Source organism: Peribacillus sp. Aquil_B1, assembly GCF_022603275.1.
GTDB lineage: Bacteria > Bacillota > Bacilli > Bacillales > DSM-1321 > Peribacillus.
In genome coordinates this window covers 892926-912080 of record NZ_JAKXEE010000001.1, presented here as the reverse complement: position 1 = coordinate 912080, position 19155 = coordinate 892926, and the positions used below count along the sequence as shown (strand labels likewise).

At 35.6% G+C, this 19155-nt stretch carries 19 protein-coding genes; 2 read left to right on the top strand and 17 right to left on the bottom strand.

Annotated elements, in window-relative coordinates; translation table 11 throughout:
- Positions 1 to 34: 34 nt before the first annotated feature.
- The 10 genes from MPH60_RS04485 to MPH60_RS04440 all read right to left on the bottom strand — a co-directional run bounded on the left by MPH60_RS04485 (position 35) and on the right by MPH60_RS04440 (position 10656).
- Positions 35 to 1432, bottom strand: a complete 1398-nt coding sequence (locus MPH60_RS04485; protein ID WP_241589897.1) for a HAMP domain-containing sensor histidine kinase — start codon at positions 1430 to 1432, stop codon at positions 35 to 37.
- On the bottom strand, positions 1429 to 2127 hold the full coding sequence (locus MPH60_RS04480) for a response regulator transcription factor (RefSeq protein ID WP_241589898.1): 699 nt from the start codon (positions 2125 to 2127) through the stop codon (positions 1429 to 1431). Before MPH60_RS04480 ends, MPH60_RS04485 begins: the two co-directional genes overlap by 4 nt.
- 431 nt (positions 2128 to 2558) lie before the next feature.
- A complete protein-coding gene (locus MPH60_RS04475) occupies positions 2559 to 3119 on the bottom strand; it encodes a hypothetical protein (protein WP_241589899.1) in 561 nt (186 codons plus the stop codon).
- A gap of 164 nt (positions 3120 to 3283) precedes the next feature.
- Complete coding sequence (locus MPH60_RS04470; protein WP_241589900.1) at positions 3284 to 5695, bottom strand: heavy metal translocating P-type ATPase; 2412 nt, start codon at positions 5693 to 5695, stop codon at positions 3284 to 3286.
- Between the two features lie 74 nt (positions 5696 to 5769).
- Positions 5770 to 5976, bottom strand: coding sequence for a copper chaperone CopZ (copZ, locus tag MPH60_RS04465; protein WP_241589901.1), 207 nt, complete (start codon positions 5974 to 5976; stop codon positions 5770 to 5772).
- A 16-nt stretch (positions 5977 to 5992) separates the two neighbouring features.
- Positions 5993 to 6328 carry a metal-sensitive transcriptional regulator gene (locus tag MPH60_RS04460; protein ID WP_405390704.1) on the bottom strand — a complete coding sequence of 112 codons (336 nt, stop codon included), beginning with the start codon at positions 6326 to 6328 and terminating at the stop codon, positions 5993 to 5995.
- A gap of 589 nt (positions 6329 to 6917) precedes the next feature.
- Positions 6918 to 7520 (bottom strand): DUF1541 domain-containing protein, encoded by a 603-nt coding sequence (locus MPH60_RS04455; protein ID WP_101222681.1) that lies wholly within the window; start codon positions 7518 to 7520, stop codon positions 6918 to 6920.
- A 94-nt stretch (positions 7521 to 7614) separates the two neighbouring features.
- Positions 7615 to 8538 carry a F510_1955 family glycosylhydrolase gene (locus MPH60_RS04450; RefSeq protein ID WP_241589902.1) on the bottom strand — a complete coding sequence of 308 codons (924 nt, stop codon included), beginning with the start codon at positions 8536 to 8538 and terminating at the stop codon, positions 7615 to 7617.
- Positions 8539 to 8596: 58 nt separating this feature from the next.
- The gene (locus tag MPH60_RS04445; protein WP_101222683.1) at positions 8597 to 9274 is read right to left on the bottom strand and encodes a response regulator transcription factor; all 678 of its coding nucleotides are present in this window, start codon (positions 9272 to 9274) and stop codon (positions 8597 to 8599) included.
- Positions 9274 to 10656 (bottom strand): sensor histidine kinase, encoded by a 1383-nt coding sequence (locus tag MPH60_RS04440; protein WP_336275387.1) that lies wholly within the window; start codon positions 10654 to 10656, stop codon positions 9274 to 9276. Before MPH60_RS04440 ends, MPH60_RS04445 begins: the two co-directional genes overlap by 1 nt.
- Before the next feature lie 147 nt (positions 10657 to 10803).
- Between MPH60_RS04440 and MPH60_RS04435 the strand changes: the two genes are divergently transcribed.
- Positions 10804 to 11130, top strand: a complete 327-nt coding sequence (locus MPH60_RS04435; RefSeq protein WP_101222685.1) for a four-helix bundle copper-binding protein — start codon at positions 10804 to 10806, stop codon at positions 11128 to 11130.
- A gap of 117 nt (positions 11131 to 11247) precedes the next feature.
- Here MPH60_RS04435 and MPH60_RS04430 read toward each other — a convergent pair whose 3' ends face one another.
- Positions 11248 to 12714 (bottom strand): UDP-N-acetylmuramoyl-L-alanyl-D-glutamate--2,6-diaminopimelate ligase, encoded by a 1467-nt coding sequence (locus tag MPH60_RS04430; protein WP_241589903.1) that lies wholly within the window; start codon positions 12712 to 12714, stop codon positions 11248 to 11250.
- A 244-nt stretch (positions 12715 to 12958) separates the two neighbouring features.
- On the bottom strand, positions 12959 to 13876 hold the full coding sequence (locus tag MPH60_RS04425; RefSeq protein WP_101222687.1) for a plastocyanin/azurin family copper-binding protein: 918 nt from the start codon (positions 13874 to 13876) through the stop codon (positions 12959 to 12961).
- A 339-nt stretch (positions 13877 to 14215) separates the two neighbouring features.
- Between MPH60_RS04425 and MPH60_RS04420 the strand changes: the two genes are divergently transcribed.
- Entirely contained in the window at positions 14216 to 14773 is a 558-nt protein-coding gene (locus MPH60_RS04420) for a TVP38/TMEM64 family protein (RefSeq protein ID WP_241589904.1), read from the top strand.
- A gap of 132 nt (positions 14774 to 14905) precedes the next feature.
- Here the strand turns inward: MPH60_RS04420 and lgt are convergent, their stop codons facing one another.
- The 5 genes from lgt to MPH60_RS04395 form a co-directional block, all read right to left on the bottom strand.
- Positions 14906 to 15718: a prolipoprotein diacylglyceryl transferase gene (gene lgt, locus MPH60_RS04415; RefSeq protein ID WP_101222689.1), complete on the bottom strand. Its 813-nt coding sequence runs from the start codon at positions 15716 to 15718 to the stop codon at positions 14906 to 14908.
- Between the two features lie 235 nt (positions 15719 to 15953).
- Positions 15954 to 16661, bottom strand: a complete 708-nt coding sequence (locus tag MPH60_RS04410; RefSeq protein WP_241589905.1) for a YwmB family TATA-box binding protein — start codon at positions 16659 to 16661, stop codon at positions 15954 to 15956.
- Between the two features lie 69 nt (positions 16662 to 16730).
- Positions 16731 to 17441: a cytochrome c biogenesis CcdA family protein gene (locus tag MPH60_RS04405; protein WP_241589906.1), complete on the bottom strand. Its 711-nt coding sequence runs from the start codon at positions 17439 to 17441 to the stop codon at positions 16731 to 16733.
- 225 nt (positions 17442 to 17666) lie between these two features.
- Positions 17667 to 18407, bottom strand: coding sequence for a prolipoprotein diacylglyceryl transferase family protein (locus MPH60_RS04400; protein ID WP_241589907.1), 741 nt, complete (start codon positions 18405 to 18407; stop codon positions 17667 to 17669).
- Positions 18408 to 18959 (bottom strand): TlpA family protein disulfide reductase, encoded by a 552-nt coding sequence (locus tag MPH60_RS04395; protein ID WP_101223477.1) that lies wholly within the window; start codon positions 18957 to 18959, stop codon positions 18408 to 18410.
- Between the last annotated feature and the right edge of the window lie 196 nt (positions 18960 to 19155).

Below are 19155 nucleotides of genomic sequence, written 5' to 3'. Positions count from 1 at the left end.
AGACTAAACAATTAGTTTAGCCATACACTTACTTCTATACTTCAATTGGAAGGGTAATGATAAATTCAGTCCCTTGTCCAACTGTACTGTTAACTTCAATCGTCCCTCCCAATACGTTGACCAACTCCCTAACGATAGCGAGTCCAAGACCAGTACCTCCCATTTGCCTAGATCGCGATTTTTCTACTCGATAAAACCGTTCGAAAATAAAGGGCAAATCATTTGGAGGTATCCCTATTCCTGAGTCTTTGATAGTGATAATGACGAAATCCTTATTTGCTCGGGAAGTAATAACAATTCCCCCATGATTTGTGTATCTTATAGAATTTTCGATAAGGTTAGTTAAAATTTGTTCTAATCTCATCCCATCAGATAAAATCATTTTCAAATGTTTACCGGGTTCATATTTCAAAGTAACATTTTTCTTATTTGCGCTCAGTTTGGACCTGTTCAGGACCCCCTCAATTAATTCCTCGACATCAATCCATTCTTTGTATAATTCAATCTTGTTTTCTTCCATTTTTGACAGTTCAAACAAATCATTAATAAGAAGCGTCAATCTCGAGGCTTCATTCTCTATAATAGCTAGGTACTCTTCCTTTTCCTGTTCATTATTGTATAGATTTTTTCTTATCACTGACGCATATCCAGATAAATAAGATATAGGGGTTCTAAGCTCATGAGAGATATTCGCTAAAAATTCACTTCTATTCGTCCGATATTCCTTTAGTTCTATGGCAAGGTCATTAATGGCTTGAGCGAGTGATCCAATTTCATCGTTAGACGTTTTTTTGATATTTATATTAAGATCGCCTTTTGAGATCCTTCTTGTTATCTTTTCCATATCAATAAGAGGCTTTGATAGCTTCTTGGATACAAAGAAAGTAAAACCTGCAGCAAGCAGTAATGCACCTAAAATGGCAATAACAAGGTAAGTCCTTAATTTATGAATCGAATCATGAATGGAATCTAATGAGGAGAATACAAAAACTCCCCCTTCAAAATTTTCATTAATTATAATTGGACGTCCTGATAAAAAATAATAATTTTTAGTATGGGGATCCACATAATCCTGATGAATTTTATTCGTTTTTTTAATTTTAGACAACAAGTCAGGGTTAAAACGCGTCCCATTTTCATAAAGATTAGAAGTTGTAAGTACCTTACCAGCTTTATCAACGATCACTAATTCAGTTTTTGTATGATTCGCCATTTTTTCGTATAGTCCCAATTCATTTTGATCATCGAGATATGATATGGAGTTTATGATGTCTAAAGAAACTTCATCAATATATTCATGAGTTTGACCATAATAAAAACCGAAAAATATTCTATCTATTACATAACCTAAAGGCACTAAAATACACATAAATAATATCATTATAGTGATGCCTAACTTACTACCTATACTATTAATTTTGATTTTTTTCATGGCTTGCCCATATCCTCAAATTTATAGCCGATTCCCCAAACTGTCTTTATTGGGTTAGATTTGCACTGAGTATCCCTTAACTTCACTCTTATGTTCTTAATGTGAGTATCCACTGTTCGAAATTCACGCTCATCATGTATTCCCCATATTTTATCAAGCAATAATTCACGAGTAAAAATTTGAGTCGAATTACTAGCCAATAGCCACAACAAATCAAACTCCTTTGGAGTGAATTCCACTATATCACCCTCTATTTTAACTCTCCTGCTTTCATAATGGATTTCTAAACCACTTGAAATTATTACTTGCTCATTTGGCTCAATGGTTTGTTTTACTATCGACCTTCGTATTAATGCATGAACACGGGCTGCCAATTCCTCAAATGCAAAAGGTTTAACTAGATAATCATCGGCCCCTATCTCTAATCCACGAACTTTATCTTTCAATTCATTCCTTGCTGTTAGCATTAAAATCGGTATATTATATTTTTCTCTAATAATTTCACACATTTCCCAACCACTGATATACGGCATCATAATATCTAAGATAATTAAATCAAATGATTGCTTATTTAGGCATTTCAATGCCTCATGCCCATTGTCCGAAACGACAATATTATAGTTATTAGATAAATGTATCTTTATTAGATTTAACATATTCCATTCATCATCAACAACTAATACATTTCTTTTCATTCTAATGACCCTCCAAATGAATATTGCGTTTTTTAGCAGATATGGAATAAATCATAGGTCATGGCCCCTTCTTTTTAACATCATTCTAAAAGGACGCATTATAGTATCCCTATAATTCATTTACAAGTGACTCCTTAAAATAAAGTTACCCTTTCGATTATATAAAAAATTCATGCAGAAAATATGGAGATTTAGTAAGTTCTTTTACGGTTCTTCCTCTACTCAAAATCTATTGATTAAATATTTTCCTTATTAAATATTACCAAGGAAGCTTCCTACCTCTACTGGGTCCGCTTGCTCGAATTAGGAAGGAAGATAGCATTTGAAGAACGAGTTAAACAAATGCTTATTCCATCTTGTCAAAAAGCTACCCATACTTCTATTAAGATGTTAATAAGTGCATAAAAAAGCCCTCTATGCAGGAGGTTTTACTACTTCAATTCAATGTTCTTAAACCAAAACTCCAATGCCTCCATTGGCTCTTCTCTTGTATGTACATAATATAATTTTACATCACTTGGTTTTACGGTCGCTGGGAGAAAGAATGTGAATTTAAATTGATTATCTGTATGTAAATCAAAAATTTGCGGTTCTAATTGAGGATGAGATTCTTTTCCAGCCCAATCTCGTACTTCTCCCCTTAAAAATTTCCAATCCATATCTTTGTAGTCTTTTACCCTATTTCGTTTTACGTTGGAGACTTTTTCATTTTCAGGAACATAGAACACAAGAAAATCCGAAGGAAATCTATACGCATCTAAACTTTCTTTCCACCTTCCCTCCACAAGGTATGTTTCATTTTCTTTATGAACAGAAAGTTCTAAAGAATCAGGTGTTGTATGATACGACGTTTGATAAACGAAATATCCGAAAAAAGTAAAAACTATTAGCAAGGGACTTAACAAAATTATCGATAATATCCGTTTTCTCTTCCAAAAACGAATTCCTCCAAAAATACAGCCAATAATGATAATCATTGCAATAAGCGACATAGAAATTTCCCCTTTAAAGATTTTATTAATGAATATATTGTAATTTTACCACTATTAATAGGAACTCCTTTGAATGAGTAGATTTATCACTAATAGCAACAATCTTTAAGAAAACAGCCACTTAAAAAGAGACACTGGTACAATCACCAATGTCTCTCCAAGCTTTATAGCTTAACTCTTTGCAAACGAAGAGCATTTAATATGACCGACACAGAACTGAATGCCATTGCGGCACCTGCTAGCCAAGGGGCAAGTAGCCCAATCGCTGCTATTGGAATTCCTAATGTGTTATAGGCAAAGGCCCAAAACAGATTTTGTCTAATATTCCTCATCGTTTTCCGGCTCATTAGTATAGCGTCCGCTATACTGTTCAAATCTCCACGAATCAAGGTAATATCAGCAGCTTCCATGGCCACGTCCGTGCCTGTACCAATCGCCATTCCGATATCGGCTAGAGCAAGAGCAGGGGCATCATTAATTCCATCTCCAACCATTGCGACCTTTTTGCCTGTAGCCTGAAGCTTTTTCACTTCCTCCGCTTTTCCTTCCGGAAGTACTTCAGCTATGACATGATCGATACCTACCTGTTTGCCTATTGCCATTGCAGTACGCTCGTTATCACCAGTAATCATAATGACATCAATGTCCATCTCTTTTAATCGTGCTATGGCTTTTTTAGAGGTGTCTTTAATCGTATCGGCAACTGCAATCAGACCAGCATATTTCCCATCAATGCTGGCTAGCATTGCAGTCTTCCCATTTGCTTCTAAGTCTTCCATATCAGTTAAGACCTTTGACACATCAACGTTATATTGCTTCATAAGTTTTCGAGTCCCTACCAAGATCTCTTTTTGATTGACTCTCGTTTTAACCCCATACCCTGGAATCGCCTCAAATTCCTGAACGAGGCTAAGTGATATACCCCTCTCTTGTATTCCTTGAACAATAGCCTCGGCAAGTGGGTGTTCAGATTGTTTTTCAGCTGCCCCTATTAAGGATAGGAATTCCTCTTCATTTATTCCATTATCCACAATAACATCTGTCAATTCTGGTTTACCATTTGTAACTGTTCCTGTCTTATCTAGGATGACAGTATTAATATGGTGGGTAGTTTCAAGGTGTTCCCCACCTTTAAATAGAATACCGAATTCTGCGGCCCGTCCTGAACCAGCCATAATCGAAGTCGGAGTTGCAAGTCCTAAGGCACACGGACAAGCTATGACAAGAACTGCAATCAAAGCTTCGAGAGCTGGTGTAAACTCTCCAGGGTTGACCCAAATGAGCCAAACAAGAAATGTCAAAAAGGCAATGCCGACGACAATCGGTACGAAAACTCCAGAAATTTGGTCCGCAAGCCTTTGTATAGGGGCCTTGGAGCCTTGGGCATCTTCCACAACTTTAATGATTTGGGAAAGAGCCGTGTCTCTGCCAATTTTAGTGGCTTTCATTTTTATAAAACCATTTTTATTCAGGGTTGAACCTATAACCGCATCTCCCAGACTTTTATCCACCGGAATGCTTTCACCAGTTAACATGGATTCGTCGACAGCAGAATTCCCTTCAATTACCTCTCCATCCACCGGTATTTTTTCACCCGGCTTCACCAAAAGTATATCTCCTACGATAACTTCTTCAAGTGGTATTTCAAGTTCTTCCCCATTCCTTATTACCAAGGCTGTTTTAGCTTGCAGTCCCATGAGCTTCTTAATCGCTTCAGAAGATCGGCCTTTTGCTTTTGCCTCGAAAAGCTTACCTAAGATAATAAGCGTGATGAGTATGGAACTTGTTTCAAAGTATAGCTGTGCCATATGATGATTCCCAATCGAAATAAAGGCCTGATAGACACTGTAAAAATAAGCGGCCGATGTCCCCAAAGCGACCAATACATCCATATTGGCACTCTTATTCCTAAGCGCTTTGAAAGCACCCACATAGAATTGCTTACCAATAATAAATTGTACGGGTGTTGCCAGCGCCATTTGTACCCATGGATTCATGAGAAAATCCGGCAGGTAAATAAATGACGTAAAACTAAAATGACTTACCATCGCCCATAACAACGGGAATGACAAAATAACGGAGAAAATAAATTTTCTTTTTTGTTTTTGGATTTCTTTCTGACGATAGTCAACAGAATCCTTATTATCATCCTTAATAATCGCCCCGTAGCCCAACTTTTCCACTCGTTGAATAATATCGATAGGGGAAGTTTGGGAAGGATCATATTCAACCGTGGCATTTTCAAGCGCCAGGTTCACATTTGCCTTGGATATTCCATCCATTTTATTTAGACCCTTTTCAATCCTTGTTGCACACGCTGCACAGGTCATCCCTGTAATGGCAAACTCCTTTTTCTCTTTGACTACATCATAGCCCAAATCCCGAATTTTTTTTTCGAAATCCTGAGCGTTCACCTTTTCTGCGTCATATTTAATGACTGACTTCTCAAGGGCTAAATTGACATTGGCTTCTTCTACACCTTCCATTTTTTTTAACCCTTTTTCAATTCTTGTTGCACAAGCGGCACAAGTCATTCCTGTAATTTGTATACTTTTTTCCTTTATATCATTACTCATTTGCACTCACCTCTCCATACCATATGGGGGTATATTTTTTTGTAAAAAAGAGTGCTAAAAAGCACTCTTCCAACTTATTTAACATCGTAGCCTTGGTCATCGATTGTTTCTTTTATTTTTTCGAGGGAAACTTTTTCACTATCAAAAGAGACATCAACTGTTCCTGCTTCTAAATGTACTTTTACACTTTCTACACCGGTAAGCTTTCCTACATTTCCCTCAACAGCATTCACACAATGACCACATGACATTCCACTTACATTCAATGTTACGTTTTCCATTTGATTCACTTCTCCTTTATTTTTTCATTAGTTTTTGTATGGTTACTAATACCTCATCAATAACTTCTGTATCTCCCTCATTAAGTCGGTCGACTACACAATTTTTCATATGGCCTTCTAATAATATCTTTGCTACGCCATTTAGTGCACTTTGAGTGGCCGCAATTTGAGTAATAACGTCATCGCAATAGGTATCCTTCTCTATAAGACCTTTTATACCACGGATTTGCCCTTCAATTCGATTAAGACGGGTAGTTAAATTCTTTTTTACTGCTTCCGAGTGATGACTTTTTCTTTCTGAAGAGGGGGATACACAGCATTCATCTTCAATCGGATAAACATTTTCCTTCATCTCTTTATCCATATCTCGACCTCCTTGAATACAATATACCATACCCCTCTACCCTATTCAACAAATAAATAATCTGTTAATAAAATTTTTTATAATCTTCGTTTTCTACACTTTTACTATTTGCTTCTTAAGATTATCTATTCCAAACCTATTAATAAATTTAGGAAAGGCTTCTCTTTTTTTTCCGTTTTTCTCATATATAGAAATTACTTTTTGTACTTGATCTAAAGGCTCCTGTTCGGACATGCCCTCACTGAATAAAAAGCCTGTCTTTGCATCGATCATTCATTTTATTAAAGGAAATTTGGGTACTACAGTATACAAGGAAAAGATAAATTCTTGCGATAACTCTAAATTACAATACCCCCCTACCCTATGTAAAGTTTAAAGATTTTGTTACTATTTCTTTAAAAAATGGATCATTATTCACATAGTAATCCGGCTAAATAGTTAAAGAAGGGAGAATAGCGTCTATCTCATCGGTGGTCACCCTAATATTTCTAACTTATTACCAATACAAGAAAATAGAGCTTACCCCTTTACGGGAAAAGCTCTATTTATGGTTAAAATAAGTTCATTTTTTCAAGCCTTATTTTTCCGGTGATAATTCACTCTCTGTTACCCATTTATGATTTTTAACTTCCTCTCCGCCCGTAGTCGGTGTGTAATCAACCATATACACAGTCGTTTCTTCGGCTGAATCAATTTCAGCTTTCGCGCCATCCATCCCTTCCATATGAGCAGCATCTACTGTAACTTCTGCTCCAGGTTCTAACGGTTCGTCACCAGCATCTTTAATCTCTTCCTGGATAACCCATTTATGATTTTCCACTCTTTCTCCACCAGTTGTCGGAGTATACGAAATAGCATAGACCGTCGTATCATAGGCACCCACAATCGTTGCTTTGGCACCCTTCATACCTTCCATGTGATCTGTTTCGAGAATGGCTTGACTTCCAACTTCATAGGTTGGATTCTTTGCTTCTTTCAAACCTTCAGGAACTTCTTCTGAGCTAGAATGTTCCATATTACCATGATCCATGCCTTCCATGTTCTCTTTTTCTTCTGTTTTCTCAGCGCTATCATTGTTTTCTGTTTTTTCATCATTCGCATTGGCGCAGGCACCCAGTATTAAGAAGAGGGCTGCAAATAACGATAAGATGAGAGACATTTTCATTCTTTTTTTCAACATTAAAATTCCTCCTTTGGCTTTAGACAATATCATAATACCAATAATATGTGCAGAAATTGTGGAGCACGCTCATGAAAAAGATAAACGGAGTATCTTACTTTATTTCCCCTTTTGACAGGATTTTATTCCACTTCTTTTCCTGCCTTTTGCTAACAAACACATCATTCATTGAGGTTACCATCATCATTTCGCCTTCTTTCAATGGGTTAACCTCTAGGTAAATCGGTATGTTTTCTTTATCCAAAGATGGGGCAACTAGTGAAGAATCCTTTTTTTGATCCTTCAAACTGATTTCATGAAGGCTCACTTTGTCATTTTCAAGCATGGAATAGACCATGGAATCTTCCTTAAAGGTTAAAGAAGTCACCATCGACTTTGTCGGGATTAGGGAAAAGTCCTTCCCATAGTTTTTAGATAAAAAGACTCCTTCCTCTCCATAAATGGCAATCATGTTATCCTTTGATGGATGGATATCAAGGCCCCCAATAGAGGTAGAAGTCATACCGTTGAGCTCCAATTGTTTCCAGTCTTCCCCTTTATTTTTGGAATAAAAAAAGCCTTGTCCCATTTTTGAATTTTGAGCTTCATTATATGTATAAACAGTACCGCTTTCATAACTGGCCCCTAAGTAATGAAAGTCCGTTTCTCCATAGAAAGCAAGCTTTTCCAGACTTTCCCCTTTATCCGTACTTTTAACAAGACCTAAGGGATTTTTTAAATCAGAACCCTCTTCAGGGTGACCACTTGAATAGAAACCGTCTTTTATTGTCTGGAACCCCATGTAATCGTGATTGTTACGTGATGTTTTGTACCAGGTCCCATCCCTATATTCAAATGGCCCTCCATGAGTTGCTATAACTGGGGTTCCCTCTTTACTCCAGTATCCCGCACCATGGATATGTTCAATTGTTTCATTCTCTGCTTTAATAAAATACTCCTTTTGCTCATCATTTGAACAGGCTGCTAGAAGTAAGTTTATAGATGTAAAAGATAATAAGCCCCATTTTAAATGTTTCAATGGTATCCTCTCCTGTCTTATTTGTACCTTTTTTATGTTTTTTAATGACAAATTTTCGTTATTCCTTGGGCACCCACTTATATCCAACTCCCCAAACAGTTGAGAGATATAGATCTATAGGAAAATTCGCCTGCCTTAATTTATCTCGGATATTACGGACATGGGAATCTATAGTCCTATCCTCTGTAAAAGCTTTATTCTCCCAAATACTTTCCAGTAAATGCGCACGAGAAAAGACTTTGTTTGGGTTTTTTAATAATAATCCCAGTAAGGAAAACTCCTTAGGAGTGAGTTGAATCTCCTGTCCTTCATACATCAATTCATGAGATTCCTCATCCCATTTTAATCCCTTGAAATGAACTGCCTTCGTGTCATTATCAACCATTCTTCTGAAAAGTGCATCTATTCTAGCCAATAATTCCCCCTCATCAAATGGTTTTGTTACATAATCGTCTGCCCCTAACTGGAAACCTTTAACCACATCCGATTTTTCATTTCGAGCAGTCAGCATAATAATGGGTACTTTAGAAAATTCACGAATTTTAGCGCAAGTACTCCAACCATCCATTTCCGGCATCATAACATCCAACAAGATTAAATCAGCATATGAATTTTTCATATGAACAACTGCTTCATGTCCGGATTTCACCATGATGCAGTGATAGACGGGAGATAAGTATATATTCAACAAATCGAGCATTCTTGCTTCATCATCTACAAGCAATAAGGTTTTCATTACGGCAACTCCTTTAACGAAATAAAAAAGGCTGTTCCTTTTCCTTGTTCACTTTTTATCTCTATCGTACCATCGTGAGCTTCTATTAGTTCTTTGACGATGGATAGTCCAAGTCCTGACCCTCCAGTGTCCCTAGATCGAGACTTATCTACTCGATAAAAACGATCAAAGATATAAGGAAGGTCCGTTTTAGGAATCCCATGGCCTTCATCTTTTATAATTAGCACTACCATTTCCTTTTCACTTTTTACAGATATACTTGTTTTGGTATTAGGATTGGAATATTTGATCGCATTATCTAATAAGTTAAACATTACCTGTTCAAATCTCATAGGGTCTATAAAAACATTTACATTTTTCTTGCATTCAACGATAAGTTCCATTCCATTTTCCGTGAAAGCAGGTAGCATTTTCTCATAAATAGAATGTAAAAAGGAACAAAGCTCTACTTCAACACGATTTATGACAAAGGTATTTTTGTCTAACTTAGCCAAATCAAATAAATCTTTTATCATATCAGACAATTTTTTTGTTTCCTCAAAAATAATACTCAGATACTGATCGCGGATGGATTCGTCTATATCTTTTCTCCTTGATACGTCTGCATATCCCTTAATATAGGTAAGAGGTGTTCTTAACTCATGAGAAATGCTTGCCAAAAACTCACTTCTTTCCCCCTTTAGGTGTTTTAAATCCTCAGCAAGGATTTTTATAGATTTGGATAGCTCTCCCAACTCATCATTACCCATGTCAGGGAGATTGACAGAGAAGTCACCCGTGCTAAGTTTCTCAGTAGCCCGCTTCATCCTGATCAGGGGTCTAGTCAAAGCTTTGGATAAAAATAGGATGGTGATGATCATTAAAGAAAGAATCATGATGGCACCTGCAATAAAATGATGGTTCAGTCGTGAAATTAAACTTTGAATCTGATCCGTACTCCGGAACATGTAAACATACCCTTTTTGATTTTGGTTAATTTTAAAAGGAGTTACCGTTGAAATATACTTTTCACTTTTCCACCTATTTTCCAGCGTTTCTCCATCACGGGGTATTTTCCCTATTTCTTTGGCAATAATCTTTTGCTCTTCATTATCTAATTTCGAGGATGAAATAATAATGTTCTGATTTAATCCCGTGATAATGACCTCTGTATCAGCGTTTGCTTCCATTACAGCAATATGATGTAATGTTTCCTCATTATAGGAATTTTCAAGCACGTCCCGATGACTATTGCCTCTTGCCTGAAGTGCAGCTAATTCTTCTTCTATTCTGGAATCTACAATGCTTGTATGGAGAAAAAAGAACAAAAATATTTCAAGAATAAGCATGGCACCTAAAAACCAGACCCCGAATTTCAAGGATATTTTATTCAAATTAATCACCGCTTTTTCGAATTACTATCACCATCATAATGAAAAAATATCAAAAAATTGTGCAGTTTTTAAGGAGTTTTTGATATTTCGTTAAATAATAGTTGAGCTGGGTAGAATATGAGTGTTAAACAACAAAATTCTTAGGAGGTTTTATTTATGAATACCACTTATGAGGAATGTATTAGAGCGTGTCTGGAATGCATGGAGGCCTGTAACACATGTTATGATGCATGCTTAAAGGAAGAAGATCTTAAAATGATGGCTACTTGTATAAGGATAGACAGGGAATGTGCGGATATCTGTGCATTTGCAGCTAAAGCCATGCAATCCAAAAGTCCCTTTGCCCATCAGATTTGTCAACTTTGTGCAGACATTTGTGAAGCATGTGGAAACGAATGCAAAAAACACGATCATGAACATTGTCAAAAATGTGCGGAAGTATGCTTCAAATGTGCAGAAGCTTGCCGTAAAATGTCCGCTTAATGAAGGTTGAACAATAATAGTGTACATGTGACACCAGAAAAACCCATTTCCATCACTCTAATTGGAAATGGGTTTTCTATTTCCCTCCTTAAATACGAAAAGATTGTGCCTACTAAACTAAATCGTCCCGTGTTTTTTATCTAATAAATATTGGATTGTTTCTTTATCGGAAGTAGTTGGCAATGAAAAGTCTTGTTTATAACTTTCATGACCTTTTCCCGTAACGATTACCCAATCACCTTTTTTAGCCATCTTTAGGACAGTCTGTATAGCCAATGTTCTATCCGGAATTACCAGACCATTCTCAGCATTATATTTGTGATATAGATCGATTAAAGTAGCTTTCATTTCGTGATAGTCCTCTGTATTTAAATCATCGAGAGTTAAGATTGATACATCGCTCAGTTCTGAGGAAACCTTGACCATTTCAGCTCTCTTTTTTTTGTCACGGCCACCTCTAAAGCCAAATATATGAAAAATCCGCTCAACACCTAATTCCTTAGCTGTTTGCAGGCAGTGAAAAATTGCGTCTGCCGTATGGGCATAATCAATGACAATCGTTGGGCTATCTTCGTCCTTATACACTTCAAATCTTCCTGGAACACCAGGGAATTTCTTAAGAGCTAGGAGAATATCCTCTTTTCCAACCGTCATCTTCCGAGCAACTGCGTAGGCTATTGCTGCATTATATAAATTATGCAGTCCAGGCATTGGCAAATTAATTCTTACGATCTCGTTCCCATCATTCAGTAAAACAAAAGGCTTAGTTGCCGTATCATAATCATGGATTGATAGATCACAGCACTTGGATTCACCAATGACATACGTATTCACTTTCCGCTTTTTCAGGTACTCATGCAGCTTTTCACCCCAAAAATTATCTCCATTAACGATGGCCATTCCATTCGGCTTTAACTTTTCAAATAGTAGTGCCTTTGCCTGAAAATACTCTTCCATGGTTCCGTGATAATCGAGGTGGTCATGATAGAGGTTGGTGAAAATGCCATAATCAAATTCAATTCCCTCTAAACGGTATTGAACTAATGCATGTGAAGACACTTCCATTATGACTACCTTGTCCTTGCTGGAAGCGAGTAAGGCGTTTAGTTCAATCGCACTTGGTGTGGTATTATGTGAATCAATTGTTTTTTCATTAATAATATGTTGAATCGTCCCTATGACGGAGCACGCCATCCCACTTTCTTTTATAATTTTATGCAGCATATAACTTGTCGTTGTTTTTCCGTTGGTTCCGGTAATTCCAATCATGATTTTCTGCTTACTTGGATCTCCATAAAAATTCTTCGCAATCTTCCCTAATGCTTTTCGGCTGTTTTTCACTTGTAAGTAAGGAACCTCCAAGTCTCCAATATCGAGCTCTCCAATCACCGCTGAAGCACCAAGTCGCACGGCATCCTTTATATAATCATGACCGTCAACACTATACCCTCTTACAGCCACAAAGAGATATCCATTTTGGATATCTCTCGAATTATCCGTAAGACCTAAAATCGATATATCTGGAACATTCATTTCTGATAAATTCTGTATACTGGCATCTTTTATCAATTTTTTTAACATCATAGGTTGGTTTGACTCCTTATTTTCAAATAATCCCCCTTATCTTAGTTTTTAAATATGTAGAAATTATGGAGAATCATTATAAAAATAAAATCTTAATATTCTTAATGGAAGTGCAACAGTTATTTTTTCGGGGAGAAAATTTATCCTTGTACTTTTTAATCCACTCCTTTTTTCACAAAAGCATGCATAATTGAAATGAGATAAATATATACTTTACTCCTCAAAGAAGAAGCCTTTAGTTTAGTTACATTACAGTAATTTCCCCAATCATTCCCGCTTCCTTATGACCCGGAATCGTACAATAAAATATATAGTTTCCCGCAGGCAAAGAGCCAATTTTTGCAGATGCAGACTCTCCTGCTTTAGCATGTACATGAAAGTTACCTTCTTCATGAAAATCTTCTGCATTATTTTTATTAAACCCATCACGGCTAACTATACTTATATCATGCTCGTCTTTTCCGACATTTTTTAATGTGATTTCGTACTCTTCCCCTTGGTTAATGGATATATTTCGTGGCTCATAACTAAAATCGAGAGCCTTGACCTCTAAGGCATAGGAGCTACTCATGTTTTCTTTTGGTATAGTTTCCTGGTTGTGTTGATGCTGCTCGTTTCCAATGTCCTTTGCCATAATTGGTCCTGTAAAGTTTAATAAATATATCGAGCAGAACAAAAATCCACCAGAAAATAAAGGGTTTTTCACTAGCTTAACCATCATGTTGGTTTGTTTTTCTCTCATTTCAGACAAAAGAAGATAAATCATAAGTAGATGGACACCGATAAAAAGAATAAATAATATCTTCAATAGCTGTTCAATATTTTCAGGGGGGATCATTTCCCCAAGCATGGCTCCCATCATTCCTCCCATAAGACCCGACAATACACCATCTGATACAGCTAATAATCCAAAGGGCAGACCCATTATAAATCCAATAAATAATCCTACAAGAACTCCCCATACCGTAGATTGAAATAAATCTCCTGAAAGATATACGGCAATGATGGTACCACCAACGATTCCACTAACCATTCCTGTAGCCATAGAGACCATCATACCCGACATAAGTCTTATCTGTTTGTACAACATGGCACACAATATGAAGATGCCTACCAACAATCCTATTGAAACGATTAATATCCAAAGCAGGGAATTAGACAAGAGGATTCCTCCCTAAAAAGTATGTTTGTACATACCTATTGAAACCCACAAAAAAAAAGACTAATAAAATACAGATATAGCTTAGACTATTGTAGGAATTGTAAAAATCCTTACAATCTTGATAAAGCCTGCAAACTTTCTTCACATTTATTACTTATGATTTCTTTTTAAGGTATCTAATAAAAGTACAGGGATGGATTTATTCAATCATCCAATAAGATCTAAAGAATTTTATCAATGCTTTCAACTGGCCCCTGTACTGTACACAATTTGTAATAAAATGTCTCGATTAACTGGTCTAGGGTTATAAAATGTAATATGACTAGGAAGGGTACAAACATGGATGAATTAGTTTTATATTGGTTTTCACTTTCGGGATCTTTTTCTATTATGGTGAGTATTCTCCTGAATATTGTTATAAGTATATTCGGAGTAATACCCAGTTTTTTTTTAACAGCAAGTAATATTACTTTTTATGGATATGAAAAAGGGATTTTTATTTCCTATATTGGTGAGTGCTTGGGTGCTGGCATAAGTTTTCTCTTATATAGAAAAGGGATTCAATATGTGAAACATCCTGTTCCTCCAAATTCAAAATATCTTAATAAACTTATGAGGTCAAAAGGGAAAGAGGCAGCTATATTAATTGTATCTCTTCGGCTTTTACCTTTTATGCCATCCGGATTGATCAACCTCGGAGCAGCCTTAAGTAAAATCAATATACTTCACTTTACATTAGCTAGTGCTATAGGAAAAATTCCGGCAATGCTAATAGAAGGATACTCCGTTAATGAAGTGTTATCCTGGGAAACTGAAGGGAAAGTTGCCTTATTTATAGTTTCATTGTTGATTTTGGTGATTAATTGGTTGATAAAGAGGAAGCGTTCCGGCGTTTAAGCTTTTTATTTATTTAAAAAAGAGGCAGATTCGTAAATCCTGCCTCTTCTCTAATGTACTTATCTAAATTCGCTTAAACATATTCCCCTTTGACAAGGCCAATTAATTCTACACTTTTATATCGTTTCCTATTCAGGAATCCTGATATTCTTTAGCGGCATAGCCCCTTCTCCTTCGAATTATCATAATGATAACGGAACCTAAAATTAGTACCAGTGACATGAGTTGTGCCATTCTGATTACATCAAATAGCATAAGCGAGTCTGTACGCATTCCTTCTATAAAAAACCTTCCAAATGAATACCAAATTAAATAAGACAAAAATATTTCCCCATGACGGATATGGGTTCGTCTTAAGAAAAGTAAGAATAGAAACCCTGCAACATCCCATAGTGACTCATATAAAAAGGTAGGATGATGATAGACACCATCTATATACATTTGATTAATGATAAAATCCGGAAGCATAAAGTTCTCTAAGGATCCTCTGCTTACATTCCCTCCGAATGCCTCTTGATTCATAAAGTTTCCCCATCGGCCGATCGCCTGGCTAAGGATAAGACTAGGTGCAGCTATATCAACAATCTTCCAAAAAGAAACCTTTTTTGCCCTTGAAAAAAAGTATGTTGTTAATACTGCTCCAATTAGGGCGCCATGAATAGCAATCCCGCCATTCCATATTTGAATAATCTGTTCTGGATTCTTCGAATAATAAGACCATTCAAACAGGACATAATAGATTCGAGCGGAAACGATTGATATAGGGACCGCGTAAAGAATTAAGTCCATAAATATTTCCTTATTAAGACCTCTTTTTTCAGATTCTTTAATTGCCAGCAATAAGCCAATTAGAACTGCTGCCGCGATAATTAGTCCATACCAGTAAATCTCTATAGGTCCCAAACTTAATGCGATTGGGTCAAGAGGCAGTTTTTCGTTTTTCAATGTATGTCCCCCTGTATTCTGATTTTTTTATTTTTATTAGTATACAGAATAATTTTGCAGAATTTATGAATTCCTATAAATCATACGGCAAACTTCATTATTATTAACGAACTATTAAACATTAATAGACGTTTTATGCAATAGACTTAGTTAAACTCAAATAAACTTTATGAATGATTCTAAGCGGGACAAAAAAACTTGCCAAAATATTGACAAGCCTGTAGAACATTAAATCCTAATATTCAGTCGTTATTATTGGTGTACCCATTGTAATCTGAATCTCTTTATTTTCAGATTTTCTCAAACCGATTTGAACATTAAATACCTCTCCAGTTTTGGTCTGAATGTTGTCATCAAATTTATTAGAGAGTCCTGAAATGGAAATAAAATTTTTTTCTTTTAACCCTTCCACATAACTAGCTGATAAGGAATCGAGTATATTACTTTCAAGTTGCTTAATGTCTTGTCCAACCTTTTTTCCAGCCACAGTAATATATGGATTACCTTTTTTAAATTGTGCCGGTATATTGAAAGCCTTACCTTTGTTTAAACTCACCCATTTTTTCCCTTTAATTTGATAACTTTGATTAACATTAAATAAATCACCATTCTTAATTAAGGAAATCGTAATCTGAATTCCCTCTTGATCATTTCCTTTTACACCTGTAATAGTCTTATGGTGGATTTCATTCCCTTCTTCCGACCAGGAGAATGATTGATCCCTTATTAATGTAGTTACCATCTTGTTTAAATCAGCCTGCTCTACATTTTCCATTATTGACCCGTAGACAACACGCCACTCCCTAATTTCTATTTGATTTTCACTCGCCACTTTTAAAAAATCATTTACATTATTATATAAATTAAAATTCTGACCATGTGCACTTCTTGATAAGATCAATAAACTAAAGATAAATAGTAAAGTAACTAAATTTATTTTCATAAAAATCACCTCGCTATAATCATTGACAATAACAAGCTACGATATATTCAAACTATTAAACTAGATATATTAGAATCCAGTAAAACCTCTAAATATGTAGACAGTGAGAAAAGATATGATTTTAGTCATCCAATCGAAATATAAAAAGATTCCCATAAAAATCATTAGGTATCCACCAAACTTTATAAACTTTACATTGTATTTTTTTATCCATTTTAAATTACCTATAAAAAAAGCCATTATAAAAAATGGGATGGAAAAACCTAACGTATACATTAGCATATATAATAGACTGGCATTTGGATTTGAAACACCCATTGCGATTACAGCAGCTAGAATGGGACCCGTACAGGGTGTCCATCCTGCGGCAAATCCCATACCAACAAGACCGGACCCAAAAAAACCTGTAGGTTTACTTTTAAAATTCACCTTTTTCTCTTTCATTAAGAATTTAGGTTGAAATAAACCGCACGCAACTAGTCCAAAGAAAACAATAATGATGGCCCCTAATTGACGGATAATATCTTGATACTCAAGGAAAAGGTTACCTATAAGCGAGGTAGATAAACCTAAGGCTAGAAAGATTACGGAAAATCCTAAAAGGAAAAACATTGTGTGCAAAATTGCCCTCTTTTGCATGATTCCATTATTCCCCTTTAATTCATCCATAGAAACTCCTGTTATATAGGATAAAAATGCAGGATATAGGGGCAGGCAACAAGGAGAAATGAAAGATAAAAATCCTGCACCGAACGCTAAAAATATATTCACATCTGTCATGAGATGATTGATCCCCTTTCTTGTATTTATTTCCTCATTTGGATTAATAATTTATTATAATGCTTAGATGTGCAGAATTTATGAAGTTTATATCTTTATTAGTCCTTCATTAATTTCCCCAGTTCATTTTACAAACAAAAAACCCTTATAAAGACATAAGGGTCATTGGTCAACGATAAAGTTAGATAAGCATAAACTATACGAATAATATTCAAGTTTATTTTTTCAGGGTGCTTTATCCTCTGAGATTGTAAGTACTATTTCTTTTTCTGTCTTATTAACAATACCTACGATTATTAATAGTATGGATATCCATTGCAATAAGGATAATTGTAAACTTATAATTTCTTGAGGAGAAAGGAAAGAAAAAAACATTCCACAAACCCCAAGAATAATGGCCATTTTCCTAGAAAGCTCCCCATGACTTTTTTTAAGATCCGTTTTAAAAGCAATAAATAAGAATATCCCAAATACAATTGCGAAATACAGATTTATGGGATGATATTTAATGGATGAATCAGCCATAGATACCCCCCAAGGAAGATTCGTTGAGTATCCATAGATGGGATTGAAAAGATTGTATAGAAATAAAGAGGATAAAATACCGATAAGTAATTGATCAAAAAGCTCCATTAATGCAATCATCATTTTTCTCGACTTGATGTATAAGTACAGAATTGTTAATATACCACCTAATATAAATGACTTATCGTTGCCATTTGTATACAAAATTAGAGATGGGTTTTGAAATACTTCTGTTGGATGGAAGAGAACAGGACCAAATTTCCAAGTGAATAAAAGTAAAAATGCTGCCCCAGAAAATATGTCTGTCACTTGTTTCCTAAAGGGATTTTTTAAGTACCTAAATCGAAAGTCTATTATAAGATAACCGACTATTCCGCTAACGATGATTATAAGCAGTTTATATTGCAATAGAAAGGGCCCTACATTTATGACGTCATCCATTTATTTAACCTCATTTTCGACTAATCTTTGAAATTTTTCCTCAAATATTTTTTCTCCAGCAAAACCCATAATTTGATCAACAATAATTCCATCTTTATTGATAAAAAAGGTAGTTGGAATAGCTTGGATATGATACTTTTTAGACACGGCATCATCAACATCAAGTAAGACTGGAAATTTAAATCCATAGGATTCAGCAAAAGTCCGAGCACCATCTATAGAGTCACCTGATGTGATGTTAACAGCATACATTTGTACCTTTTCCCCGTATCTTTCGTTTAATTTTACTAACTCCGGCGCTTCTATTTTACATGGGCCACACCATGAGGCCCAAAAATTAATCACTAAAGGTTTTGATACATCAGACGTTGAGTATTTATTTCCATCTAACGCCTTTAGTGTAAAACTAGGCCTCTTGAAATTTACTTGGGGAGCCTCTTCCATCTTATTTAAATTTTCTGCGGAAGTGGTTAGGCTATTTTCCTTATTAATTGTAGTGACAAAAGTCCATAATAAAGCAAATAATAATATACCGCTTAGTAATTTCTTCACAATACTACCTCCAGATCTCATAGCTAAAAAGATAAGAATTTTTTTATTGTCCATCCTGGACTCTCCTTGACAGTGTCAGAAACATTCTAAATTGCATTAGTAAAGTAGGCTATCAAAATAATAAATACGGACCATATAATAAAAAAAAACACAGGTGGAATCCTTTCCTTTTTCCTGGTTTTTCGTTTGCTGCAGC

What these genes read in the sequence shown, in the direction of transcription:
- MPH60_RS04485 (WP_241589897.1), bottom strand. Translation starts at nt 1,432, where the DNA reads ATGAAAAAAATCAAAATTAATAGTATAGGTAGTAAGTTAGGCATCACT.
- MPH60_RS04420 (WP_241589904.1), top strand. Translation starts at nt 14,216, where the DNA reads ATGGATGAATTAGTTTTATATTGGTTTTCACTTTCGGGATCTTTTTCT.
- MPH60_RS04400 (WP_241589907.1), bottom strand. Translation starts at nt 18,407, where the DNA reads ATGGATGACGTCATAAATGTAGGGCCCTTTCTATTGCAATATAAACTG.
- MPH60_RS04435 (WP_101222685.1), top strand. Translation starts at nt 10,804, where the DNA reads ATGAATACCACTTATGAGGAATGTATTAGAGCGTGTCTGGAATGCATG.
- MPH60_RS04405 (WP_241589906.1), bottom strand. Translation starts at nt 17,441, where the DNA reads ATGACAGATGTGAATATATTTTTAGCGTTCGGTGCAGGATTTTTATCT.
- MPH60_RS04460 (WP_405390704.1), bottom strand. Translation starts at nt 6,328, where the DNA reads ATGAAGGAAAATGTTTATCCGATTGAAGATGAATGCTGTGTATCCCCC.
- MPH60_RS04410 (WP_241589905.1), bottom strand. Translation starts at nt 16,661, where the DNA reads ATGAAAATAAATTTAGTTACTTTACTATTTATCTTTAGTTTATTGATC.
- MPH60_RS04470 (WP_241589900.1), bottom strand. Translation starts at nt 5,695, where the DNA reads ATGAGTAATGATATAAAGGAAAAAAGTATACAAATTACAGGAATGACT.
- MPH60_RS04480 (WP_241589898.1), bottom strand. Translation starts at nt 2,127, where the DNA reads ATGAAAAGAAATGTATTAGTTGTTGATGATGAATGGAATATGTTAAAT.
- MPH60_RS04475 (WP_241589899.1), bottom strand. Translation starts at nt 3,119, where the DNA reads ATGTCGCTTATTGCAATGATTATCATTATTGGCTGTATTTTTGGAGGA.
- MPH60_RS04445 (WP_101222683.1), bottom strand. Translation starts at nt 9,274, where the DNA reads ATGAAAACCTTATTGCTTGTAGATGATGAAGCAAGAATGCTCGATTTG.
- copZ (WP_241589901.1), bottom strand. Translation starts at nt 5,976, where the DNA reads ATGGAAAACGTAACATTGAATGTAAGTGGAATGTCATGTGGTCATTGT.
- MPH60_RS04455 (WP_101222681.1), bottom strand. Translation starts at nt 7,520, where the DNA reads ATGTTGAAAAAAAGAATGAAAATGTCTCTCATCTTATCGTTATTTGCA.
- MPH60_RS04430 (WP_241589903.1), bottom strand. Translation starts at nt 12,714, where the DNA reads ATGATGTTAAAAAAATTGATAAAAGATGCCAGTATACAGAATTTATCA.